A 25,020-nucleotide genomic window follows, 5' to 3' on the forward strand; every position below is an offset into this window, starting at 1 on the left:
TGTCGTGCTGGGCTTACTTGGCCGGCACCACGCTGTCCGCTTTTTCCTTGCGGACCGGTGCCTCAGCACCCACTGTATTACGTTTTGTGGTGGCTCCCTGCTGGTGGTCCAGCGCAGCCTTCACCAGACCCGCGAAGAGCGGGTGAGGGCGGGTGGGCCGTGAGCTCAGCTCGGGGTGGGCCTGCGTCGCCACGTAGTACGGATGCGTCTCGCGGGGCAGTTCAACGAACTCCACGAGCTTGCCGTCAGGAGACGTGCCTGAGAAGACGAGCCCTTCAGCAGCGATCTGCGCCCTGTACTTGTTGTTGACCTCATACCGGTGGCGGTGCCGTTCGCTGACCGTAGTGACGCCGTAGGTCTCTGCGATAACGGAGCCCTCGTCCAGCTTGGCCTCGTACAACCCGAGCCGCATCGTGCCGCCAAGGTCGCCCTTGCCTTCAACGATGTCGAGCTGTTCTTCCATGGTGGCAATGACAGGATGCTTGGAGTCGGGTTCAAACTCGCTGGAGGAAGCGCCTTCCAGCCCCACCACGTTGCGTGCATATTCAATCACCATGCACTGCAGCCCCAGGCAGAGGCCCAGGACCGGCAGCTTGGTCTGACGTGCGAAAGTCAGGGCGCCCAGCTTGCCTTCGAGGCCGCGGATTCCAAAGCCGCCGGGAACACAGATCGCGTCGACGCCGGCGAGGGAAGTTATTGCACCCTCCTGCGTCTCGCATTCGTCCGATGGAACCCAGCGGATCTTTACCTTGGTGTCGTTCGCAAACCCGCCTGCTCGGAGGGCCTCGGTCACCGAAAGGTAGGCGTCCGGAAGGTCAATGTACTTGCCCACAAGCGCAACTTCGACCTCGTGCTTGGGATTGTGTACAGCTTCCAGAAGCTTGTCCCAGCTGGTCCAGTCCACGTCCTTGAACGGCAGGTCGAGGGCTCGGACAATGTACGAGTCCAGGCCCTGGGAATGAAGGGTCTTGGGGATGTCGTAGATGCTGGGGGCATCCGGGGCGCCAATGACCGCGTCAATATCGACGTCGCACATGCGGCCGATCTTTTCACGCATGGGCTGCGGCACCTCCCGATCCGACCGGATCACGATAGCTTCCGGCTGGATGCCGATGGAGCGCAGCGCGGCCACCGAGTGCTGGGTCGGTTTGGTCTTCAGTTCCTGGGACGGACCGATGTACGGGACCAGGGAGACGTGGAGGAAGAAAACATTGCCCCGGCCGATGTCCTGCCGTACCTGGCGTGCTGACTCCAGGAACGGCTGGGACTCAATATCGCCGACGGTCCCGCCGATTTCGGTGATGATGACGTCAGGGGCATTCTTGCCCTCGGACGGAAGCCGCATGCGCCGCTTGATTTCGTCCGTGATGTGGGGAATGACCTGCACAGTATCGCCCAGGTATTCGCCACGGCGTTCCTTGGCGATAACAGTGGAGTAGATCTGCCCGGTGGTGACGTTGGCCGAACCCTCAAGGTTCTCGTCCAGGAAGCGCTCGTAGTGTCCGATGTCGAGGTCTGTCTCAGCGCCGTCGTCGGTGACAAAAACCTCACCGTGCTGGAACGGGTTCATTGTGCCGGGATCCACGTTCAGATAGGGATCCAGCTTTTGCATTGTTACAGACAAACCGCGTGCCCGCAGCAGGTGTCCGAGGCTTGAAGCCGTCAGTCCCTTACCGAGCGAGGACGCCACACCACCGGTGACGAAGATGTGTTTGGTCGTCTTGGACGAGCCCGGGAACCGGGAATTTACACGGGAATTTGATCGCTGCACCACGGAATTCGAGCCTATCATCAATTGCGCCTTCCACGGGTCCATCCGGTTGTTCCCCCAAAGCCTCAAGTCTCGCTTGTTTGGACGGCTACGATCAAGGGGTGACGACGCCGGATCCCGCACACCCGCCCAATGAAAGCAGCCAAACGCCAACTTTCCCTCCGTCTTTCGTGTCGCTGGCCCTCGCATCGATTCCGGTGCCGGACTATGCCGATGTGATTGTTCTCCCAGTGCCTGCAGGAAGCCCTGTGGAACCACGGCTTTGGGCAGAGACGATCTTTTCAGTCGCCGGCGTCCCGCTCTGGGTCAAGTGGCTGTTGGGCATCCGCCAAGCCTTGGTGCCCTTGATCGGAGTCAAACCGGCACCGAAAGACATTTTCGCCGTGGCCAGTGTTGTTGGTGAAGAAGCTCTTATCAGCGCCGACGACAAGCACCTTGATTTCCGTTGTGGAGTGGCCATGGATGCTTCAGGAAAGCTTCTGCGGGTCACCACGGCCGTGCGGTTCAAGGGATGGAGTGGCCGTCTCTATTTCCTGCCCGTGAGGGTGCTGCATCCGCTCGTGGTGCACGCCATGATGGCCAGGGCCATCCGGGTGCTGGCTCCCCGCTAAGCCCGCTGGGGCAGGAGGCGGGCGTCTTCCAGGAGTTCTTTCGCGTGGGCTTGTGCCGATTCCGAGTCCTCTTGCCCCGCCAGCATCCTCGCAAGCTCCTTGATCCGTTCGGATGCGTCCAGCAACTGCACATCACTGGAGGTGAATCCAGTGGCAGTAGCGCCGTCGGAGCCGCGTACAGAGGTCTTGGTGACGCGGATGTGCTGGTCAGCGAAAGCCGCCACTTGGGGCAGGTGGGTCACCACCAGCACCTGGACATGCTGGGCCAGCATGGCCAGCCGGCGCCCGATTTCCACGGCCGCGCGGCCGCCAACGCCGGCATCCACTTCATCGAAGACGAACGTCGGCACGGGATCTACCGCGGCCAGCACCACCTCGATGGCCAGCATGACGCGGGAGAGCTCACCGCCGGAGGCGCCCTTGCCGAGAGGACGTGCAGGGGCTCCCGCATGCGGCTGAAGCAGGAACGAGATCTCATCCACGCCAAAGGGACCTAGTTGTCCGCCCGCTTCGAGGTTGATGACCAGCGTTGCATCCGCCATGGCCAGCGCCTTCAGCTCGGAACTGACACGGGCTGAAAGATCCTTGGCTGCCTTGGCCCTGATCTTGCTGATGGCTGCTGCCTGTTTCCTCAATTCGGCCTCCGCGCGGACAACTTCGGCGTCGAGCGCCTCGATCCGCGTGGAATCGTCCTGGAGTTCGTCGAACCTGACCCGGGCGTTTTCGGCCCAGACCAGGACTTCGTCGATGCTCGGTGCGTACTTGCGGACCAGCTTGGCTAATGCGGCCCGCCGGTCCTCGATCTCGGCGAGCCGCTCCGGCCCCTCCGAGTCCAGTCCCGCCTGGTAGCTGGCCAGCTCCGTAGCGATGTCGTTGAGCAGGAAGCCGACTTCGGCAAGCCGGGCAGCGGCCGCACCCAGCTCGGCGTCGTGCTCCGCAACATGCTCCAGGGTCCGTTTCGCTGCATCCACCAAGGTGGTTGCGTCACCGGAATCGCCGAAGTCCTCCGCAATAAGAGCCTGGTGCGCGGTATTCGCGGCAATCCTCAGCTCTTCCACATTGGCCAGCTTCACGGCCTCGGCCTTGAGGGACTCGTCCTCACCTGGTTGGGGATCCACCTCATCAATTTCGGCCAAGGCGATCTCCAGCGACTCGGCTTCACGCAGCCTGTCACGGGCGGCGCTGCGGAGCGTATCGAGCTCCGCCTGGATGGACTTCCAGTGACTGTACAGCGCCTGGTAGGTGGCGAGCGGAGCAGTGAGGGAATCACCGGCAAACTTATCCAGGGCACCACGCTGGGCGGTAGCGCCCTTCAACCTGATTTGATCCGACTGGCCGTGGACCACCACGAGGGTTTCCCCGATTTCGGCGAGGACGCCGACCGGGGCGGCCCGCCCGCCAAGGAAAGCACGGCTGCGGCCGTCCGCTCCCAGGCGCCGGGCGAGGATAAGTTCAGCGCCGCCGTCGAACTCCTCCACGTCTGCGCCGGCCTCCAGCGCCCGCACAACGGCGGGATGCCCGTTTTCCAGCTTCAGTACCGCCTCAGCGGTGGCACTTTTTGCCCCGCTCCGGACGGCACCGGCGTCTGATCTTGCCCCCAGCAGGAGACCGACGGCGGTAACCACCATGGTTTTACCCGCGCCGGTTTCGCCGGTCACGACACTCAACCCGGGGCCTAGCGGCAACGTAGCATCCGTGATGACGCCGAGATCGCGGATTCTCAGTTCTTCAAGCACGATTCACCTCGCAGTGGTGGGGTCGGGGGCTGCCGGCGGTTCTTCCGGATGTTCTTCCGAAGAAATTGCCGGCCGGGAAGCTGAAGGCAACGGCGTCGGCGGCAAAGGCATCGGCTTGGGTGTACGGACAATGGGGATGGGGCCGGTGTGAACGGATTCCGCTTTTGGTACAGGCCCCCTCCAGCCGTGGATGGGCAATTCGAACTTCCGGACCAGCCGTCCTGAGAATGGCGTGGGATGGGTCCGGGCCAGGCGTACGGGCGTGGCCGATCGGGTAACCTCCACCCGTGAACCGGGAGGGAGATCAACAGAGCGCCGCCCGTCGCACCACAGAACTCCCTGAGCGTCAGTGCGGCCCAGAACTTCGACAGCGAGTTTCGAGCGGGGCGAGACCACCAACGGTTTGGCAAAGAGGGCATGGGCGCTGATCGGGACAATCACGAGGGCTTCCACTTCCGGCCACACCACGGGCCCTCCGGCGGAAAAAGCGTAGGCAGTGGAGCCGGTAGGGGTTGCCAGCACAATGCCGTCGCACCCGAAGGTGGTCAGCGGGCGTTCGTCCACTTCCGTAACCACTTCGAGCATCCGCTCCCGGTTGCCTTTTTCGATGGCAGCTTCGTTGAGCGCCCACGTGTGCCAAATCTTTTGCCCGCGGACCCAGACCTGAACATCGATGGTCATTCGCTCTTCCACGGTGTACTGCCTGCTGGCGATCCACTCAACAGTCTGGGCGAGGTCTGCCCGTTCACTTTCGGCAAGGAAACCAACGTGGCCCAGGTTGACGCCCAGGAGCGGCACGTCCACTTCACGGACAAGTTCAGCGGCGCGGAGAATGGTCCCGTCTCCGCCGAGGACCATAACAAGTTCAACATCGGGCAGCTGGATGTGATCATGGAGGACCTCAACAGGGTGTTCCAGCCGGCCGAAGTAGCGCTCCATGTCGCCAAGCTCCGACTCCTGCATCACAGGCACAATCCCGGAGGAATGGAGCTGTTCGCAAGCCTCCCATGCAGCTTTCAGTGATTCCTCGCGGCCGGTGTGGGCAAGGACCAGTACACGCCTGCTCATCGGGTTCCGCTTTCTAGTGGTTCTTTAATGGACTCGGCCAAATACTTCCAAGCAACTCGGCAACAGCTGCTTCACGCCCTTCGATCTTAGGCAAGTCTGGAACCATCCTGCGTTTTATCCACAGGAAGTATTCAACGTTTCCGTCCTGGCCGGGCAAGGGACTGGCTGCCAGCCCCCGCAATTCCAGTCCCGACTCTGCGGCAGCCGACGCTACTTTAGCCACTGCCCGGCGCCGCTCCAGCTCGGAATTGACCACACCGGTCCGGGCCAGCCTGTCCTTGCCGATCTCGAACTGGGGTTTGACCATGAGCACCATGTCTCCGCCATGCTCTGTGCAGGCCGCCAGCGGTTCAACCACCAGGGTGAGGGAGATAAAGGACAAATCGGCCACAGTCAGCTGCGCCGGGCCGCCGATATCATCAGCCTTCATGTAGCGGACATTGAGCCCTTCATGGACGTCTACACGCGGATCTGACCGAAGTTGCGGCACCAGCTGTCCATGCCCGACGTCGACTGCCACCACTCGTGCTGCACCGTGCTTGAGCAGCACCTCCGTGAAGCCGCCCGTGGACGCTCCTGCGTCCAGGCAGCGTTTTCCGCGGACGACAATTTCCGGGAAAGCCGTGAGCGCGCCGGCCAGTTTATGGGCGGCGCGGCTGACGTAGAGATCCTCCGCCGCCTCGGCCACGCTTAGTTCAGTTTGTTCCTCGACCTGGAGGGAAGCCTTTGACAGGGTGGTCCCGCCAGAGCTCACCTTTCCTTCAACGATGAGCCGCGCGGCATGGGTACGCGATCTTGCCAGCCCTCGGGCCACAAGCATCTGGTCCAGTCGGGTCATGGGAAGCGGGCGTCCGACGGCGCTTGCGAGTCAGCATTCAGAACCTCGGCGTTCAGCGCCTCCAGCAGGGCATCGTGCAGTTGGGCGTAAACAACCCCGTGCTCTGCCACCGCCAGCTCAGGCAATTTGTTCAGCAGCCCAAGGGCCTTGTCCACGTCTTGGTCACTGGTGCCCGGATCATTGATGCCCGGATCTGAGGAGGCCTGCAACCTGGGAGCCTGAGGCCAGCGGGCTTCCGCGTGGGCGACAGGGTTTGGCGGTTGGTTCAGCTCGGTCATTTCACCAGTCTAATGATCAAGCCATTCGAGGTCTGGCACCTTTGCCGTTGTGGCTCCGGGGTTCGCGGCCCACCACGCTGCGCATGCGGCCCGCCACGAATCCACATCAGAACGGTCCCCGCTGATGCTGACGCTGTTCCCGTCAACAACTGCATGGGATCGGCGGCAATAGTAGCTTCCGTCACGTCGCTCCACGTCCGGGTAGGGCTCATAAAGCTCAGATAACGTGTTGATGAGATACGCGGGGCGTTCCTCAGCCCGGGCAGCCAGGATCGACTCCCGTGTATCGACGCCGGTCAGGACGGCGACAGTGGCGAAGCCGGCCCGGTTGCCCCCGAGGATGTCAGTGTCCAGGCGGTCACCAACGACGAGCGGGCGCTCAGAGCCAAGCCGTTTGGCGGCTGCATGGAACAAGGGAGCTTCCGGCTTGCCCGCCACCAACGGCTTCTGCCCTGTGGCCGACGCCACGGCGGCAACCAGGGTGCCGTTCCCCGGCGCGATCCCCCGCGCCTGCGGAATGGACATGTCTGTGTTCGTTGCCACCCAGAGCGCCCCGCCCGCCACTACGTATGACGCCTCGGCAAGATCCTTCCAGGCGATTTCCGGGTTGAATCCCTGAACCACGGCCACGGGGTGTTCCAAAGCACTGTGGACGGGGATAAGCCCAACGAGTTCAAGCTCATGGGCAAGGGCACGGCTACCCGTCACGAGCACCCGTGAGCCGGCCGGAAGCATGCCCGACAAAAGTTCTGCTGCCGCCTGGGATGAGCTCACCACTTGATGGTCCTCCGCGGGAGCCCCGAGTTCGCGCAGATGAGCAGCCACCTGGGCAGGGGTCCGGGAGGCATTGTTGGTGACATAACCCAGGCCCACGCCTTCACCTTCAAGCTTCCCGAGGGCCTCTACGGCACCGGGGATTGCATGTGGACCGGCATACACCACACCGTCCAGATCCGACAGCAGGGCGTCGAACATCGAAATGAGTGAAGCGGAAGGCATAGGGTCTAGTCCTCTGTGCGGTTCACGCGTTCGGAGTCGTCCGCTGTTTCCGACGCACTGGTCTCGGTCTCTTCGACATCTTCTTCGACTGAATCCTCATCCGACTCTGCGTCATCTGACTCAAAGTAGTCGGACTCGGCGTCGTCTGAGCCTTCGTCGAGTTCTAGAGGGGCAGACGTTGTTGTCGCCGGCCTCGGTTCAGCCTCAGCTGCCTTGGTGCTCCCCTGCGCACCTTCCGTCGTCTCCGCGTTTTGCCGGGCATGTAGACGGCGCAATTCCTCGTCCTGCCGGGCTTCCTCTTCCTCGTCCCAGCCAAGATCGATGATGTCGGGCTCTTCAGAGGCGCCAAGGCCCAGGGCGTTCTCGGCCACGACAGCCTGGCGCTGCCACTTCTCAGCTTCTTCACCACGGCCGACTGCAGCCAGAGCATCCGCATAGGCCCTGAACAGGCGCGGGCTGTAGGAGAAGGCCCGGTTCATGTCCAGCTGGGGGATCTCCAACTCAGCCACGGCAGCGTCCAACTGGCCCAGGTCAGAGCGGGCACCTGCGGCCACGATGGCCAGTTCGACCTTGCCTGGCGCATCCAGGTCCTTGGCTTCCTCGGACCGCACGACGTCCAGGGCCCTGTCCGGCCTGCCCAGCCCTCTTTCACAATCGGCCATCACCGGCAGATGCACATTGGATCCACTGATGCGCCGGTAGGTCCGGAATTCCCGCAACGCCTCGCCATAGTGGCCAGCAGCATAGGCCGTGAGCCCCACGGCCTCGCGCACCGCTGAAAGCCTTCCGCCCCGGCGGCTTGCAGCCAGGGCATGCTGGAAGGCCAGTTCGGGCTCGTCATCGATGAGCCGGCCAGCCATCACCAAGTGGCGTGCCACCCACTCGGCGCTGTTGGCTTCGAGTGTCTTGATTTCGTGCTTGGTGGCCCGATCAAGTTCCTGGCCTGTGACATCTTCGTCGATTTGGGGCGATCGTTCCCGATCGGGACGGTTCGCGCTGCGCAGGTCGCGGGCATTCGGTACGCGTACGGGACGGTCCCTGTCCTCGTCGCCTCGCCCGAACTGGCGGGGGCCTGAGTCGCCACGATCGAAGGTTCTGGGGGCATGGTCCTGACGGTCGCCAAAGGGTCTGCGGTTTTCGCCACCACCGAAGCTACGACGCTCAACATCACCCTCCCGACGCGGACGATCACCAAAAGGCTTCCGGTCCCGGTCACCACCACCGCTAAACGGCTTACGGTCCCGGTCACCACCACCGCTAAACGGCTTACGGTCCCGGTCACCAAACGGCGGCTTACGATCCCGGTCACCACCGCTAAACGGCTTCCGATCCCGATCGCCACCGAAACTCCGACGCTCACCATCACCCTCGCGACGCGAACGATCACCAAAAGGCTTCCGATCCCGATCACCAAACGGCGGCTTACGATCACGGTCAGCACCACCGCTAAACGGCTTCCGATCCCGGTCAGCACCGAAACTCCGACGCTCACCATCACCCTCACGACGCGGACGATCACCAAAAGGCTTCCGATCCCGATCACCAAACGGCGGCTTACGATCACGGTCAGCACCACCGCTAAACGGCTTCCGATCCCGATCGCCACCGAAACTCCGACGCTCACCATCACCCTCACGACGCGGACGATCACCAAACGGCGGCTTACGATCACGATCACCAAACGGAGGCTTACGGTCGGCGTCGCCCTGCGGGCGCTGGCGGTCACCAAACGGCGGACGCGAGCCCTGGCCGTCACGATCCTCGCGGGAACGGAATCCGCGTGGATCTCCGCCCGAATTATTGGTTCCCCGGAAGGGGCCACCAGAACCCCGTCCGCTGGAACCGCCGCGATCTTTTCCGCCGCGGTGTCCGCCGTTGTGCTCAGCCATTATGGAGTCCTCCTATTGCGAGCTGACCACTGGCGCAATCGCAGCCGCTCTTCTCGGTGTTCGTCGTCCTACGCAACCCGAATTCAAGCGCTTCGAAGTCCGTACATCTCATGCAATTCTAGGCGAGGGCAGGCATAGTGGGCACCGCAAGCAGAACGGAAGGTCCAACAGTGACCATGATCATAGCCAGGGACTAAAAACCCGCCTGCCGGGCAAGGTCCACCAGCATCCTCTTAGCCTCGTCAGGCCCCGGCCCCGGACCGCTTGCAGGAGTTGAGAGGAGGAGTCGGGAAAGGCTGGTTCCCGATACCGAGACGACCACGTACTCCGTGCTGCCCGACAGAGAGTTAACGCCATACCGTGCATCACCCTGCAAGCCGGACAGGGGCTCGGGTTTCATCAGCATGGTAAACGGATCACTGCTTTGAAGTGCCTGTGCAGAAGCGAAGGTTCGGCGTTCAACAATCAGGCTGTTGTCGGTGCCACTCCCTGCCGCAAGCGGGTAGACACAGGCATCGATTGACGTACCGACCCGGTCAATCGACACCTCACCCTGGCCGGCCTGTAGTGACCCTGCCCAGGAGCCAAGGACGGTGCGCAAGACCGATTCCGACAACACAGAGCAGGAATCAGCTGACTTTCCAGGCTCCACGGTCCGGCCGTCCTTGCCGATCTGGCTGGTGCCGGTGGGGCTTGGTGATGCCGCAGGAGTACTGGAAGCATCAATCCCGGAGACGGAAGGACCGGGACTGCCACCCGGAGTGGGCGACCCCGGTCCGGTACAGGCCGCAAGCGCTGCACCGGAAAGGAGAAATGCGGCAACAGACATGGCAAGCCGTCGTCGTCGCATTGTTCCCTTATTCGAACACGTCATTGCTTACTCCCATGATCAGCCGATCCCCGGAACTGGCCGTACGCAGGAATCGTACGACATTTGATTCGGTCAGGGAGATGCAGCCCCAAGTTGGCACGGGGTTGGCATGCAGGAAGATCGCGAAGCCGGCATTCATAACAATCTCGGAATCGGGAGGCCTGTTGTAGTTGATGACCGCGCCCTGGCGGTAGTCACCGGAGGGTCTGGTGGCGTAGTACCACATGTTCTCATCCGGAAAAATGTCGGCGCTTGATTCGAAGTACTTGTTGTAGTTGGAATTAAGGCGCCCTCCCCAGCGGGAGTATGGATTCAGTGTCTGGTAGGGCAAGGAAGTACCGGGGTTGGAAAGTCCAAACGCAAGGGTGATCGAGTAGGACCCCGTCGGTGAATACTTGCCCGTGGTGGGCCCGGTGGCAGCACCCGGCGGGGCGAATCCGCTCTCGCCGGCATAACCTGCTGCCGTCCAGTCGTGAACGTATTTGCCGTCCCGCTTCACGCAGTTGGTGAATGTAACAGGAGTGGTTCTGTAGCCTTGGGAAACCGCGAAGGCAACCCGGGGCGCTCCCCCACCGGAATATTTAGTGGCTCCAACATTCAGTGCCCGGCAATATCCCCACTCGGAGTACCTGTGGCCAGCCCCCTGACCCGCGATCCAGTGAATCCACCCACCCTCAAATCGCTGGGTGCAGCTGGTGCTTTGGCACTCTTCTTCGGAAACCGGGTAGCCCAGAGCTCCGTCCTGGGCGCGTTTGGACCCCCACACCTGACCGTAGACGCCGTATACGGAATGGAATCCTATGCCCGCGGCCCAGTAGACATAGCCGCCTTGAAATGACTGAACGCAACCGGAGGCTGCCAGCCCGCATTTTTCTGACGAGACCGGGTACCCCAGGCGGCCTCCCTCCCGTCCGTATTTACTCCAGATCTGGCTGTATCCTCCATAGACGGGATAGGCACCATTGCCTGAGTTCCAATAGATCGCCCCCTTCGCGAACTGCTGGAAACAACCGAGCTTGACCAAACCGCAGACTTCAGCGGCTACGGGATAACCAAGTGGCCCGGCGGCACCGCCATGGCGGGACCACGTTGTGGCATAAATGCCCGCCAGCAGAGTGGTGCCGACACCCGGGACCCATGCAATATAGCCCTTCTGGAACTGCTGGGCACATCCACTGCCGTTCGCGCTGCACACTTCGTTGCCGACAGGGTAGCCGAGCCTTCCGGTTGCTTTTCCGCTGGCCGCCCAAACGCTTTGGTAAGGCTCATGGACAGCAGATGTGCCATACCCTGCCACCCAAATAATCAGTCCTCGCTGAAACTGTTGAGAGCAACCTGCTCCGGATGAGTCGCAAACTTCCGTTCCGACGGGTACTCCAAGGCGGCCAGCGGAGCCCCCGAACGACGTCCATACGCGCGAATACGGCGAATAAACGGCGAAGGTGCCTATGCCTTGACTCCAGACGATAAAGCCTGACTGAAAGGACTGCTGACAGGTGGTGGCCCCTGGTGCGCAGGCAAAGGACTCCACCGGATACCCCAGGCGGCCCGAAGCTTCACCATGGGTAGCCCACACAGTTGCTATTGCACCACTCGTCGCCACGGCACCGGTTGCACTTGTCCAGTGAATTTTCCCGTTTGAAAACTGACGGCGACACCCGTTCTGCGACAGCCCGCATTCCGTTGCACTGACGGCGCTTCCCAATGTTCCTGCAGCTCCCCCCAAGCGCTGCCATTCGGCCTCGATAGCAGCCTCTCCCGGGGACATCGCCTCGGTATCCGGCGTGCTCTGGATGGACTGTGATGGGCCAGCTGCCGGTGGGGAATTTTCAGGTGCGGGGGCTGGGGAGGGCTCCTCCGCCTCTGAAGGCGCTGGTTCGACTGACGTTGGCGAAGGGGACGGAGTCGATTCCGCAGGATCGGTTGTTGGGCTGGGAAGGTCTTGTGCGGGTTCGGCCAAGGAGGGCTCGGCTGCAACGGTAGGTTCGCCGCTTGGATTCGGTGGGGCGGTTGCCGCCGGCTGTATCGATGTCAGCACCAGTGAAAGAGCCAAAAGGACAATTGCGCCCCAGCTTCTCCGAGATTTCACCAAACCACGCCCCCCAAAAATGCAGTTTTAAAAGTTCCAGGCTCTTTTTTTGCAGCCCGGCCCTAAGCCAGAACTAGAGGCTACCCCAACAGCTGCACAGGCCAGAAGATAGAAACCGGAAGTTATTGAATTGATGCCTAGTTTGGCGAACAGATTCACAAAAGAAATTTCACATCTTGCGCAAATCGATAGAATGAGCTATATCCCAATTCGGGATCCCTGCTACTGGGGAACGACCATGACAATCAGAAAACGGCTGACGGCCTTTACCGCTGTTCTCTCCCTCGTTCTTCTCGGCTTTGGAGCGGTCGACACCGCCAGGGCCGCTCCGATCGCCGATGGGTACTACGTACTTGGCTACAACGGCGCCGTCTATCAGGTCAGCTCGAGTGGTTCATCCGTCCGGCACATCTCCTACCAGGAATGGGCTGCAGCGGGATTTCCCACGCCTCAACCTGCCCCCACAGATTACGTAAAGTACTCTTGGGCGCCGACTATCAGCGCAGTAACATACTTCGATCCTGAGGACCCCTCTTCATGGCTGTGGGAACCCCTTAGCCTCCAGTCCTGGCAAAATGCAGGCAAGCCGCAGCCCCGCGATGTGGCGTACGTAGGCGGGAGCTACTTCTACCAGTGGGGTACCTCCTCCCAGATCCTGGTTGAGGAGCCAGGCGGAGTTCGCCACGTTCTCACGTATCCCGAGTGGGCAGATTCCGGATTCCAACCGTTTGATGCACGGCGCAATGAGGGATTCCTGAAGCTGTCTTGGACATCATCCATTGCCCGAATGTCCGACCTTGCCAGAGGAAGGGGTACCCCGATCACCTACGCACAGTGGAGTGAACAAGGCTTCCCGGCGCCCCGCGTGGTGAATCGTGTATCAGGCGACCAGTTCTACCGGGAATACACCAGCCCAACCATCTGGTATGCGGGTCCCACGGAGAACCGTCCCATCACCTATGCAGAGTGGACATTGGCAGGCTTCCCGCCACCGTTGGTGATCAACGTTCCGCCTTCCTATGTTGTCCCGAACCACTGGAGGGGTGTAGACCTTGAGCGCATCCCCACGAACCAGAAAGTGGTGGCCCTGACATTTGACGCCGGCGCCTCTGACGCTGGTACACGCTCCATTCTGGACACTCTGGTGAGGTACGACGTCGACGCCACCTTCTTCATCACAGGCGCCTTCGCCCGTTCTTACCCAGGTGCAGTACAGGGCATGGTCCTTGGGGGGCATCCTGTTGGAAACCACAGCAACACGCATCCGGAGTTCCCCGCTCTGACTGACGCCCAGATAGTGGCTGAACTGGCTGCGGCAGATGCATCGATCAAGGCCGCTGGCGGCCGGGGAACACGGCCATTGTTCCGTTTCCCTTTTGGCGCCCGTACAGCAGCGGATATCGCGGTGGTCAACGACGCCGGATACGTTCCATTCCGCTGGACTGTTGATTCTCTCGGTTGGCAGGGAACCAGCGGCGGACGTTCCGTAGCCTCGGTACGGGACCGCGTCCTGGCGGCCGCTACACCCGGTGGGATAGTGCTGATGCATGTAGGTGCCCATCCGACTGACAGGTCCACTTTGGACGCAGATGCCCTGCCCCAGATCATTGAAGGGCTTCGCGGCCAGGGCTACGGGTTTGTTACCCTCTCATCCCTGATTCCCTGACAGCCTGGACGCTTTTATGCGGATGGCACCATTTGCTTTAAATGAGGGAGAGCCCCAACCGTGTGTGGTTGGGGCTCTCGACCCTTTTTTAATGGTTGTCCGGCGGTGACCTACTCTCCCACACCCTCCCGGGTGCAGTACCATCGGCGCTGTGGGTCTTAGCTTCCGGGTTCGGAATGGGACCGGGCGTTTCCCCCACGCTATGACCGCCGTAACCCTGTGTCCCGTACCCCTGGGGGTGGGAAATCTGGTGGTTACAACATGTTCTCTCTGCCCTTTTGGGGGGCAGGTGTGGTGTTGTTATTCAGTTGTGTTCCCTTGTCAGCAAACCGGTGGTGCGGGTTTGTTGGTTGGGAACCACATAGTGGACGCAAGCAGTCTTGTTTTCTTTTTACCGCCCCCTGGGTGCAAACGCTTTTGAAGTTCGTTTGCGGGGGTGGTGTGTGGTGTAAGTTATCGGCCTATTAGTACCGGTCAGCTTCACGAGTCGTTAGTCCTCGCTTCCACATCCGGCCTATCAACCCAGTGGTCTGGCTGGGGGCCTCTCACACACAAGGTGTATGGAAATCTCATCTCGAAGCGAGCTTCCCGCTTAGATGCTTTCAGCGGTTATCCCATCCGAACGTAGCTAATCAGCGGTGCACTTGGCAGTACAACTGACACACCAGAGGTTCGTCCGTCCCGGTCCTCTCGTACTAAGGACAGCCCTTCTCAAATTTCCTGCGCGCGCAGCGGATAGGGACCGAACTGTCTCACGACGTTCTAAACCCAGCTCGCGTACCGCTTTAATGGGCGAACAGCCCAACCCTTGGGACCTACTCCAGCCCCAGGATGCGACGAGCCGACATCGAGGTGCCAAACCATGCCGTCGATATGGACTCTTGGGCAAGATCAGCCTGTTATCCCCGAGGTACCTTTTATCCGTTGAGCGACGGCCATTCCACAATGTACCGCCGGATCACTAGTCCCGACTTTCGTCCCTGCTCGAGATGTCTCTCTCACAGTCAAGCTCCCTTGTGCACTTACACTCGACACCTGATTGCCAACCAGGCTGAGGGAACCTTTGGGCGCCTCCGTTACTTTTTAGGAGGCAACCGCCCCAGTTAAACTACCCATCAGGCACTGTCCCTGACCCGGATTACGGGCCGAAGTTAGATGTCCAAAGTGACCAGAGTGGTATTTCAACGATGACTCCACCCGAACTGGCGTCCGGGCTTCAACGTCTCCCACCTATCCTACACAAGCCACTCCGAACACCAATACCAAACTATAGTAAAGGTCTCGGGGTCTTTCCGTCCTGCTGCGCGTAACGAGCATCTTTACTCGTACTGCAATTTCGCCGAGTTTATGGTTGAGACAGCGGGGAAGTCGTTACTCCATTCGTGCAGGTCGGAACTTACCCGACAAGGAATTTCGCTACCTTAGGATGGTTATAGTTACCACCGCCGTTTACTGGGGCTTGAATTCTCAGCTTCGCCTTGCGGCTAACCGGTCCTCTTAACCTTCCAGCACCGGGCAGGAGTCAGTCCGTATACATCGTCTTGCGACTTCGCACGGACCTGTGTTTTTAGTAAACAGTCGCTTCCCCCTGGTCTCTGCGGCCCCTGCACGCTCCGGACAGCAAGTGTCCATCACGATGGGGGCCCCCCTTCTCCCGAAGTTACGGGGGCATTTTGCCGAGTTCCTTAACCATAATTCTCTCGATCGCCTTAGTATTCTCTACCTGATCACCTGTGTCGGTTTGGGGTACGGGCGGCTAAAACCTCGCGCCGATGCTTTTCTAGGCAGCATAGGATCACCGAATCCCCCCTTACGGGAGTCCCATCAGATCTCAGGCATCATGAACGGCGGATTTGCCTACCGTTCGCCCTACATCCTTAGACCGGGACAACCATCGCCCGGCTCGGCTACCTTCCTGCGTCACACCTGTTAATACGCTTACCTCCCAGGATCAGGTCCCGCGCTCCACCAAAAACCTCACACCACAAGGGTGATCGGTCAGGTCTCGGGCGGTTAGTATCCCCTGTTCAGCATGGACGGTTTTTCGCCGGTACGGGAATATCAACCCGTTGTCCATCGACTACGCCTGTCGGCCTCGCCTTAGGTCCCGACTTACCCAGGGCAGATTAGCTTGACCCTGGAACCCTTGATCATTCGGCGGACGGGTTTCTCACCCGTCTTTCGCTACTCATGCCTGCATTCTCACTCGTGTAGGCTCCACCGCTGGTTTACACCGCGACTTCACTGCCCACACGACGCTCCCCTACCCATCCAGACGCCTGAACCACAAGGGCTTAGCAAAAATCTGAATGCCACAACTTCGGCGGTGTACTTGAGCCCCGCTACATTGTCGGCGCGGAATCACTTGACCAGTGAGCTATTACGCACTCTTTTAAGGATGGCTGCTTCTAAGCCAACCTCCTGGTTGTCTTCGCAACTCCACATCCTTTCCCACTTAGCACACGCTTAGGGGCCTTAGTTGGTGGTCTGGGCTGTTTCCCTCTCGACTATGAAGCTTATCCCCCACAGTCTCACTGCTGCGCTCTCACTTACCGGCATTCGGAGTTTGGCTGACGTCAGTAACCTTGTAGGGCCCATCGGCCATCCAGTAGCTCTACCTCCGGCAAGAAACACGCAACGCTGCACCTAAATGCATTTCGGGGAGAACCAGCTATCACGAAGTTTGATTGGCCTTTCACCCCTACCCACAGCTCATCCCCTCCATTTTCAACTGAAGTGGGTTCGGTCCTCCACGACGTCTTACCGTCGCTTCAACCTGGCCATGGGTAGATCACTTCGCTTCGGGTCTAGATCACGCCACTGCAACGCCCTGTTCAGACTCGCTTTCGCTACGGCTTCCCCACACGGGTTAACCTCGCGACGTAACACTAACTCGCAGGCTCATTCTTCAAAAGGCACGCCGTCACAACTACACAGCAAGCTGCGGCTGCTCCGACGGATTGTAAGCACACGGTTTCAGGTACTGTTTCACTCCCCTCCCGGGGTACTTTTCACCTTTCCCTCACGGTACTGGTCCGCTATCGGTCATTAGGGAGTATTTAGGCTTATCAGGTGGTCCTGACAGATTCGCACGGGATTTCTCGGGCCCCGTGCTACTTGGGATACTCTCCAGGCGGTACACAACATTTCGGTTACGGGGCTCACACCCTCTCTGGCCGGCCTTTCAAGACCGTTCACCTATGCCCGTACTCTCACCTCACTGTCCCGGCAGAGACAGAACGGAAAGTCCCACAACCCCGACCATGCAACGCCCGCCGGCTATCACACATGGAACGGTTTAGCCTGATCCGCGTTCGCTCGCCACTACTAACGGAATCACTGTTGTTTTCTCTTCCTGCGGGTACTGAGATGTTTCACTTCCCCGCGTTCCCTCCACGCACCCTATGTGTTCAGATGCGGGTCACCAGATCACTCGCGCGTCTGGCGGGGTTTCCCCATTCGGACACCCTGGGATCACAGTCCGGTTATCGACTCCCCCAGGCTTATCGCAGATTCCTACGTCCTTCTTCGGCTCCTAATGCCAAGGCATCCACCGTGTGCTCTTAAAAACTTGACCACAAAAGATCAAAAAAACATTTCGAGAGAACCTATGGAAACCACACCACAAACACAGCCACACCAAACCCCGAAGGGAACAGCACAACCACATCCGCAGCACAGATCCAGGTTCATATTCTTGGAAATTGCTTCTTATAAAAGATGCTCGCGTCCACTATGTAGTTCTCAAACAACAACCCCATGCCACACACCCCACACACACCCCCACCAAAGGGAGCAAAAAACGTGCATGATCGGTCCGACCAGGAAACCAGAAACAAACAAACCCGGACAAAGAGTCACCCCTTCCCCCGGCCCTGTTGCCTCAGGACCCAACAGTGTGCCAAACACCACCCAACAACCCGCACCGGAAACCTTCCTGAACCCCGCACCCCACCCCAACAAAGGAGAAGAGCAACCAGGATCCGTACTAATAACCGGCCCGTGCCACCAGGCACCTATTCGTTGATATTCCACCCTTGAGCACCCACCGCAGAACAATCGCCTGCGCAATGGGCCTTTACTCCTGACAACCCCTCCACACTCACATACATGAGGCAAGGTGACTGTAGGTGCTCCTTAGAAAGGAGGTGATCCAGCCGCACCTTCCGGTACGGCTACCTTGTTACGACTTAGTCCCAATCGCCAGTCCCACCTTCGACAGCTCCCTCCCACAAGGGGTTAGGCCACCGGCTTCGGGTGTTACCAACTTTCGTGACTTGACGGGCGGTGTGTACAAGGCCCGGGAACGTATTCACCGCAGCGTTGCTGATCTGCGATTACTAGCGACTCCGACTTCATGGGGTCGAGTTGCAGACCCCAATCCGAACTGAGACCGGCTTTTTGGGATTAGCTCCACCTCACAGTATCGCAACCCTTTGTACCGGCCATTGTAGCATGCGTGAAGCCCAAGACATAAGGGGCATGATGATTTGACGTCGTCCCCACCTTCCTCCGAGTTGACCCCGGCAGTCTCCTATGAGTCCCCACCATCACGTGCTGGCAACATAGAACGAGGGTTGCGCTCGTTGCGGGACTTAACCCAACATCTCACGACACGAGCTGACGACAACCATGCACCACCTGTGAACCGGCCCCAAAGGGGAAGGACTGTTTCCAGCCCGGTCCGGTCCATGTCAAGCCTTGGTAAGGTTCTTCGCGTTGCATCGAATTAATCCGCATGCTCCGCCGCTTGTGCGGGCCCCCGTCAATTCCTTTGAGTTTTAGCCTTGCGGCCGTACTCCCCAGGCGGGGCACTTAATGCGTTAGCTACGGCGCGGAAAACGTGGAATGTCCCCCACACCTAGTGCCCAACGTTTACGGCATGGACTACCAGGGTATCTAATCCTGTTCGCTCCCCATGCTTTCGCTCCTCAGCGTCAGTTAATGCCCAGAGACCTGCCTTCGCCATCGGTGTTCCTCCTGATATCTGCGCATTTCACCGCTACACCAGGAATTCCAGTCTCCCCTACATCACTCTAGTCTGCCCGTACCCACTGCAGAACCGGAGTTGAGCCCCGGTCTTTCACAGCAGACGCGACAAACCGCCTACGAGCTCTTTACGCCCAATAATTCCGGATAACGCTTGCGCCCTACGTATTACCGCGGCTGCTGGCACGTAGTTAGCCGGCGCTTCTTCTGCAGGTACCGTCACTTTCGCTTCTTCCCTACTGAAAGAGGTTTACAACCCGAAGGCCGTCATCCCTCACGCGGCGTCGCTGCATCAGGCTTTCGCCCATTGTGCAATATTCCCCACTGCTGCCTCCCGTAGGAGTCTGGGCCGTGTCTCAGTCCCAGTGTGGCCGGTCACCCTCTCAGGCCGGCTACCCGTCGTCGCCTTGGTGAGCCATTACCTCACCAACAAGCTGATAGGCCGCGAGTCCATCCAAAACCACAAAAAGCTTTCCACCCCCCACCATGCGATGAGGAGTCATATCCGGTATTAGACCCAGTTTCCCAGGCTTATCCCAGAGTTAAGGGCAGGTTACTCACGTGTTACTCACCCGTTCGCCACTAATCCAGGAGCAAGCTCCCTTCATCGTTCGACTTGCATGTGTTAAGCACGCCGCCAGCGTTCATCCTGAGCCAGGATCAAACTCTCCGTTGAAGTAAAACAAAAACGAAACACAACCAGGAACCACGGGAAAACGCGGAAACCCGGCCGCACAAAATTTGAAACCAGCCAAAAAAACCAGACCATCCACGGGGTGGACAACCTGGCCAATTCAACCAATCAATAAAACAATTGGTATCAACAAACTTGGCACACTATTGAGTTCTCAAACAACAGACACATTCGAATAATTCTCGAAACAATGTTTATTCGAATTACTTCAAATTCTTTTGTTTCGCATTTCTTCGCTGCGATGTTTCCAGCTTATTTCATTCATTTTCACTTTGCAAATCCGGATATTCTCCGGAAATTCACTTCGTTTACAATGAATCCGCCCAGCATAATTTGAAACAATTTTTCATTTTGTGCGCCTTGCGCATGAAGAATTGCTTCTCATTTGTAGGGGGTCTGTCACCACTCAGCGGCGGCGACTCAGAAGACATTACACGCTCCTCTCCGGCCGTGCAAATCGGCGGAAAGGAGCGTGCCCTGTTCAGGTTGTGCGTGGTGCTTTGACCAGGTGGTGCCGTGTATTCAGCGAGCCTCGACTTCCACTGTTGCCAGGTTTTTCTTGCCTCGTCGCAGCAACAAGTAGCGGCCGTGGAGCAGTTGCTCATGGGCAATCACTGCTTCAGGATCGGAGATCTTGGCGTTGTTCACGTAAGCGCCCCCCTCCCCTACGGTGCGCCGGGCCGCCGACTTGCTATCGGAAAGCCCTGAAGCCACCAGGAGGTCAATGATGCCGAGGCCGCCGTCGTCGATCTTCGCGGAGGGAAGCTCTGACGTGGCGGCTGCGAGGGTCTTCTCATCGAGCGCGCTGAGATCGCCGTTGCCGAACAGCGCAGCCGAGGCGGCAATGACTTTTTCGGTTGCCTCCACGCCATGAACCAGTGACGTGACCTCATACGCCAGCTTCCGCTGCCCTTCGCGCGCGAAGGGCCGCTCCGCCACCGAGAGCTCGAGTGCCTCGATCTCAGCCCTGCTCAGGAAGGTGAAGACCTTCAATCGTGCTGTAACGTCCGCATCAGCAGTGTTCAGCCAGAACTGGTAGAAGGCGTACGGGCTGCACATGTCCGGATCCAGCCAGATTGCGTTGCCTTCGCTCTTGCCGAACTTGGTTCCGTCCGAGTTCGTGATCAAGGGTGTTCCCAGGGCGTGCACATGCTTCCCCTCAACCTTGCGGATAAGCTCAGTGCCGCTCGTCAAGTTGCCCCATTGGTCCGAACCGCCGGTCTGGAGTACGCAGCCGTAGTCCCGGAACAGCTGCAGGTAGTCCATGCCCTGCAGTATCTGGTAGCTGAACTCGGTGTAGCTGATGCCCTCTTCGGAACCGAGCCGGGACGCCACGGCATCCTTTCGGAGCATGGTGCCTACGCGGTAGTGCTTGCCGATTTCGCGGAGGAAGTCGATAGCGCTCAAAGGGGCAGTCCAGTCCAGGTTGTTGACCATACGGGCCGCGTTGGCGCCCTCAAAGCTCAGGAACCGGCGCACCTGGGCCTGAAGGTATCCCACCCACTCCGTCACCGTGTCCTTGGTGTTCAGCGTGCGTTCAGCTGTCGGCCGAGGATCACCGATAAGGCCGGTGGAGCCGCCCACAAGCCCAAGAGGCTTGTGGCCGGCAAGCTGCAGCCTGCGCATGAGCAACAACTGCACCAGGTTGCCCAGATGGAGGCTCGGCGCAGTGGGATCGAATCCGCAGTAATAGGTGATCGCGTCACCGGCGAGGAGCTTTTCCAGTTCCACTTCGTCGGTGGATACGTGGACAAGTCCGCGCCATTTCAGCTCCTGCCAGATGTTGGCGAAGCTGGGATCGTTCTGCTGGGATTCAAGATCAGTTAGTTGTGACACGTGATCTAAGTTAGCAGGATTGACGGGTCAGCAGCGCCGGGGTTCAGCCTTCGATGCCGGCCGGTATCCCTGCTGATGCAATGAGTCTCAGCCGCTGGGTGGGCCGGGTCATGGCCACATAGAGATCGCCTACGCGGCCGTGCTCATGGTTGAGCATGGCTGAAGGTTCCAGAACCACGACGCCGTCGAACTCCAGGCCCTTTGCCTCGCGCGGGCTGATGACCACAATGTCCTGTTCGTAGCTTCCCGCGCCGGTTCCGACCCTGCGGCCATAGGCGGCGCGCAGTGCGGTTGTGGCTTCGGGGAGCAACGGACCGTCGGCAATCACTGCCAGCAGTCCGCCGTCGAGCGCTTCCAGTTCCTCGGGGAGTACGTCCACAAGACGACTGACAATGGCACCCTGCTCCACCTCGTCAATGATCGGTGACCAGCGGCCCTCGCGGACAGCCTTCGGCGCTGACACCACCAGGCCAGCCGCATTTGCCATCCGCGCGGCGGCCTCGGCGATCTGGGACGGCGTCCGGTAGTTCACGGTCAGCTCTTCGAGCTGCCAGCGGTCGCCGAAGAGAGGTTCCAACGCTCCCTGCCAGGACTTCGCGCCGGCAACGGAACTGGTCTGGGCGATATCACCTACGATGGTGAAGGACTTGAGCGGGCACCGCCGAACCAGCAGGCGCCACTGCATGGGCGACAGCTCCTGTGCCTCGTCCACCACAATGTGGCCAAACGCCCAGGTTCGATCACTGGTGGCGCGCTCGGCCGCGGTAAGCCGGGCTTCGCGCTCCTGGTTCTGGTCGACCAGTTCCTCGGCGCTCATGAGGACGTCCACGCCGGCAGTCTCCATGTTCACCAGCGTTTGGCGGGCATTCGCGAGATCGCGGGCACGGTCGTGTTCCTGCTGGGCCAGTCCACGGCCGGCAGCGGCGTCCAGTTCGCCGAGCAATTCCGCAGCCTCGTCCAGCAGCGGCACATCAGATTCTGTCCAGGGAGAATCCGCGGGCCGCAAGAGGAGGGCACGCTGCTCTGGGGTGAAGCCTGGGGTGCACGCTTCCAGGATTGCCGGTTTGCTGAGCAGTTCGCCCACCAGCTTTTCCGGAGTCATGGGCATCCAGCACAGGTTCAGGGCGATCCTGACGTCCCTTGCGGAACGGACATCCTCCGCAAGGTAGGAGCGGTCGGCGTTGTTGCCGATACTGCCGGCTTCGACCAGCTCGGTCATTTGCTCCGTCAGCTCCCGGAGCAGGATCTTCACGAAAGTTACCCTGGCCTCGTTGTGGGGCTTGCCGGTTCCACGGGCCTTGTCCCTCGCACGGCGGACCTGACGGGGAGTGAGAACGAGTTTGCGGCCGTCCACCTCGAGAGTCCGGTTCTCCGCTGGAATCCGTTGACGGTTGGCCACTGCATTGGCCACCACTTCAGCCATCTCCAGGCTGCCCTTGAGGGCGGCGACGTCCCCTTCCGGCTCGCCTATGGCATTGATGCCCGGCATCAGCCTGCCGAGGCTGGCCATCACGACGCCGGTCTCACCCAAGGATGGGAGGACGCGTTCGATGTACTTCATGAAGGACGACGACGGGCCGACCAGCAGGACGCCTGCAGTCTTCAGCCGGTCGCGGTGCGTGTACAGCAAATAGGCGGCGCGGTGCAGTGCCACAGCCGTCTTACCGGTGCCCGGACCGCCTTGGACAACCAAGGCTCCGGAAATGGTGGAGCGGATGATCCTGTCCTGCTCGGACTGAATGGTGCCCACGATGTCGGACATGCGTCCGGTGCGTTTTGAATCGAGGGCGGCAAGGAGCGCACCCTCCCCTTGCAAGGACGCGTTGTCAGCCAGCATGTCTGCGTCGAGGACATCATCTTCGATGGCGCGTACCTCCCGTCCCTGAAGGATGAGATGGCGACGGCGGCGTACGCCTTGCCGGTCAAAGGCGGTGGCCTGGTAAAAGTGGCCCGCCTCAGGTGCCCGCCAGTCGACCATGAGCCGCTGGAGATCCTCAGTGGTGAGGCCGATGCGCCCGATGTACTGGGCTTCACCCGAGTCAAGGTCCAGCCGGCCGAACACGAGGCGGTCGTCGACGGCGTCGAGCTGCGCCAGGCGGTCTTCGTAGAGCGCGGCAAAGGCATCACGCTCGGACACGTTCTGCATGGTTCCGACAGCGCCGGCACGGCGCACTTGCGCCAGCTGGGCGCGCTTTTCCTCGCGCAGTTCATCCAAACGGGCATACAACCCAGCTACGTAGTCCCGTTCATGGGCTAAATCAGCGTCGAGCATCGAGACGTTCCCCTATCGCAAAAGACAGACCTAACATTCTACAACCAATCCGTTGCCCGCGTGTGAGATGACGCGCTTGCTACAGGCGCAGTAGCGAACGGACCCGGTGACCGGTCAGGGCTGACCGTCCACGGAGCTCGCCCAGCTCCATCACCACTCCGATCCCGGCCACATGGATGCCACATCGTTCAAAGAGCCGGGTGGCCGCACCGAGTGTGCCTCCGGTTGCGAGGACGTCGTCGAGAATCAGCACCCGGCTTCCGGCCGGCAAATCCGAGGTGTGCAGCTCCAATGTTGCCGTGCCGTATTCCAGGGCATAGTCCTCGGCAAAGACAGTCCGGGGAAGCTTCCCGGCCTTCCTGACGGTCACCACTCCTGTATTCGTTGCGTAGGCGGCTGCGGCAGCCAGCAGGAAACCGCGGGCTTCCACTCCCGCGACGGCGTCGAACTGTCCCCTGAAGGGTTCCACCAAAGATTCGACGACGGACCTGAACGCTGTGGGATTGGCAAAAACGGGAGTGAGGTCCTTGAAGGAGATGCCGGGTTTCGGGTAGTCCGGCACAGTGATGCAGAGGCTCGTGATGAGCTCGTCCACAGGGACGGGGCGCCGGGTGGTAACTGGCTCGCTTGGATTCACGCATCCACCCTACTGGGTGCTGGCCGACTTCCCGGTGATCGCCTTGCTCTTGGCGGCCTTGTAGCGGGAGACTGTGGGGTCACCGGTCAGCCAGAACCGCCAGGGATATTCATGGGTTCCGCCGGCGCCGGCGACACCTACGCGGGGTCCGGCACTGATGGCGGAGGCAGGGGTGGCAGGCAGTTCCAGCGCGAAGGGCGCCTTGAGGACGTCCCTGCCGCTGTCCGCCGTCGTCAGTCCGAGTGCAGTGGCGAGGCGGGCTGGGCCGCTGGCCAAATCAACGGGCGTTTTGGAGGCGGGCCGCCGGGCGAGGGCAACGTCCTGACCGGCAACCACCTCCCCTGCGCGCAGCAGCAGCGCGGATGCCACACCGTCAGGCCCGCAGACAATGTTGGCGCAGTAGTGCATGCCGTAGGTGAAGTAGACGTAAAGATGCCCGGCCGGGCCGAACATTGGCGCGTTCCGGGGTGTCAGGCCCCGGAAAGTATGCGATCCGGGATCAGGATGCAAGGAATCGTGAGGGCCAAGATAGGCCTCGACCTCTGTAATCCGGACAGAGACCGTCCCCGCCGGACTGATGTGGGTGAGGACCGCTCCCAACAGCAAAGGTGCAACATGCCGAGGATCGGCGGAAAGCACCTCGCGCACCGGAGTCGGCTGTGGAGCACCGGTGGGCTGGCTCGCATTCATGGTCAAAACCTTAACAAAGATGGGACGGTTGGCATCCCACGGCCATGTCCGAATTCCGCTAGCCCGGCTGTCCCGGAGCTGACAGG

16 protein-coding genes and 3 rRNA genes are annotated in these 25,020 nt (G+C 60.3%); 3 read left to right on the forward strand and 16 right to left on the reverse strand.

The window, feature by feature from the left end; all coding sequences use genetic code 11:
- Positions 1-13 precede the first annotated feature (13 nt).
- Positions 14-1,792 carry a CTP synthase gene (locus M1D88_RS10925; protein ID WP_458110911.1) on the reverse strand — a complete coding sequence of 593 codons (1,779 nt, stop codon included), beginning with the start codon at positions 1,790-1,792 and terminating at the stop codon, positions 14-16.
- A 227-nt stretch (positions 1,793-2,019) separates the two neighbouring features.
- Between M1D88_RS10925 and M1D88_RS10930 the strand changes: the two genes are divergently transcribed.
- Entirely contained in the window at positions 2,020-2,382 is a 363-nt protein-coding gene (locus M1D88_RS10930) for a DUF2867 domain-containing protein (RefSeq protein ID WP_458110912.1), read from the forward strand.
- Here M1D88_RS10930 and recN read toward each other — a convergent pair.
- From recN to M1D88_RS10960, 6 genes are read right to left on the reverse strand one after another with little or no spacing between them, the layout of a single operon-like run.
- Positions 2,379-4,118 carry a DNA repair protein RecN gene (gene recN / locus M1D88_RS10935; RefSeq protein ID WP_458110913.1) on the reverse strand — a complete coding sequence of 580 codons (1,740 nt, stop codon included), beginning with the start codon at positions 4,116-4,118 and terminating at the stop codon, positions 2,379-2,381. The two genes, M1D88_RS10930 and recN, sit on opposite strands and share 4 nt — an antisense overlap.
- 3 nt (positions 4,119-4,121) lie before the next feature.
- On the reverse strand, positions 4,122-5,186 hold the full coding sequence (locus tag M1D88_RS10940) for an NAD kinase (RefSeq protein WP_458110914.1): 1,065 nt from the start codon (positions 5,184-5,186) through the stop codon (positions 4,122-4,124).
- A 13-nt stretch (positions 5,187-5,199) separates the two neighbouring features.
- The gene (locus tag M1D88_RS10945) at positions 5,200-6,024 is read right to left on the reverse strand and encodes a TlyA family RNA methyltransferase (protein ID WP_458110915.1); all 825 of its coding nucleotides are present in this window, start codon (positions 6,022-6,024) and stop codon (positions 5,200-5,202) included.
- Entirely contained in the window at positions 6,021-6,302 is a 282-nt protein-coding gene (locus tag M1D88_RS10950) for a hypothetical protein (RefSeq protein WP_458110916.1), read from the reverse strand. Before M1D88_RS10950 ends, M1D88_RS10945 begins: the two co-directional genes overlap by 4 nt.
- 9 nt (positions 6,303-6,311) lie before the next feature.
- Positions 6,312-7,301 carry an HAD-IIA family hydrolase gene (locus M1D88_RS10955; RefSeq protein WP_458110917.1) on the reverse strand — a complete coding sequence of 330 codons (990 nt, stop codon included), beginning with the start codon at positions 7,299-7,301 and terminating at the stop codon, positions 6,312-6,314.
- Between the two features lie 5 nt (positions 7,302-7,306).
- A complete protein-coding gene (locus M1D88_RS10960; RefSeq protein ID WP_458110918.1) occupies positions 7,307-8,179 on the reverse strand; it encodes a hypothetical protein in 873 nt (290 codons plus the stop codon).
- 225 nt (positions 8,180-8,404) lie between these two features.
- On the opposite strand from M1D88_RS10960, the gene M1D88_RS10965 reads away from it, so the two are divergent.
- Positions 8,405-9,328 carry a hypothetical protein gene (locus M1D88_RS10965; RefSeq protein WP_458110919.1) on the forward strand — a complete coding sequence of 308 codons (924 nt, stop codon included), beginning with the start codon at positions 8,405-8,407 and terminating at the stop codon, positions 9,326-9,328.
- 55 nt (positions 9,329-9,383) lie between these two features.
- Here M1D88_RS10965 and M1D88_RS10970 read toward each other — a convergent pair whose 3' ends face one another.
- Together M1D88_RS10970 and M1D88_RS10975 are read right to left on the reverse strand one after the other, a co-directional pair.
- Positions 9,384-10,064 carry a hypothetical protein gene (locus tag M1D88_RS10970; RefSeq protein WP_458110920.1) on the reverse strand — a complete coding sequence of 227 codons (681 nt, stop codon included), beginning with the start codon at positions 10,062-10,064 and terminating at the stop codon, positions 9,384-9,386.
- Complete coding sequence (locus tag M1D88_RS10975; protein ID WP_458110921.1) at positions 10,048-11,829, reverse strand: hypothetical protein; 1,782 nt, start codon at positions 11,827-11,829, stop codon at positions 10,048-10,050. Before M1D88_RS10975 ends, M1D88_RS10970 begins: the two co-directional genes overlap by 17 nt.
- A 559-nt stretch (positions 11,830-12,388) precedes the next feature.
- On the opposite strand from M1D88_RS10975, the gene M1D88_RS10980 reads away from it, so the two are divergent.
- On the forward strand, positions 12,389-13,816 hold the full coding sequence (locus tag M1D88_RS10980) for a polysaccharide deacetylase family protein (protein WP_458110922.1): 1,428 nt from the start codon (positions 12,389-12,391) through the stop codon (positions 13,814-13,816).
- A gap of 97 nt (positions 13,817-13,913) precedes the next feature.
- On the opposite strand, the gene rrf is transcribed toward M1D88_RS10980, so the two are convergent.
- From rrf to M1D88_RS11015, 7 genes are all read right to left on the reverse strand, one after another.
- A 5S ribosomal RNA gene (rrf, locus tag M1D88_RS10985) occupies positions 13,914-14,030 on the reverse strand.
- Between the two features lie 229 nt (positions 14,031-14,259).
- Positions 14,260-17,393: ribosomal RNA gene (locus M1D88_RS10990) — 23S ribosomal RNA — on the reverse strand.
- Positions 17,394-17,957: 564 nt separating this feature from the next.
- Positions 17,958-19,481: ribosomal RNA gene (locus M1D88_RS10995) — 16S ribosomal RNA — on the reverse strand.
- The 16S, 23S and 5S rRNA genes sit together here, the layout of an rRNA operon.
- 540 nt (positions 19,482-20,021) lie before the next feature.
- The gene (gene tyrS, locus M1D88_RS11000; protein ID WP_458110923.1) at positions 20,022-21,335 is read right to left on the reverse strand and encodes a tyrosine--tRNA ligase; all 1,314 of its coding nucleotides are present in this window, start codon (positions 21,333-21,335) and stop codon (positions 20,022-20,024) included.
- 43 nt (positions 21,336-21,378) lie between these two features.
- Entirely contained in the window at positions 21,379-23,607 is a 2,229-nt protein-coding gene (locus M1D88_RS11005) for a HelD family protein (protein ID WP_458110924.1), read from the reverse strand.
- Positions 23,608-23,686: 79 nt separating this feature from the next.
- On the reverse strand, positions 23,687-24,244 hold the full coding sequence (locus tag M1D88_RS11010) for an adenine phosphoribosyltransferase (protein ID WP_458110925.1): 558 nt from the start codon (positions 24,242-24,244) through the stop codon (positions 23,687-23,689).
- Between the two features lie 9 nt (positions 24,245-24,253).
- Positions 24,254-24,934, reverse strand: a complete 681-nt coding sequence (locus tag M1D88_RS11015) for a DNA-3-methyladenine glycosylase (RefSeq protein WP_458110926.1) — start codon at positions 24,932-24,934, stop codon at positions 24,254-24,256.
- Positions 24,935-25,020: the final 86 nt, after the last annotated feature.

Source organism: Arthrobacter sp. R1-13 (genome assembly GCF_054161475.1).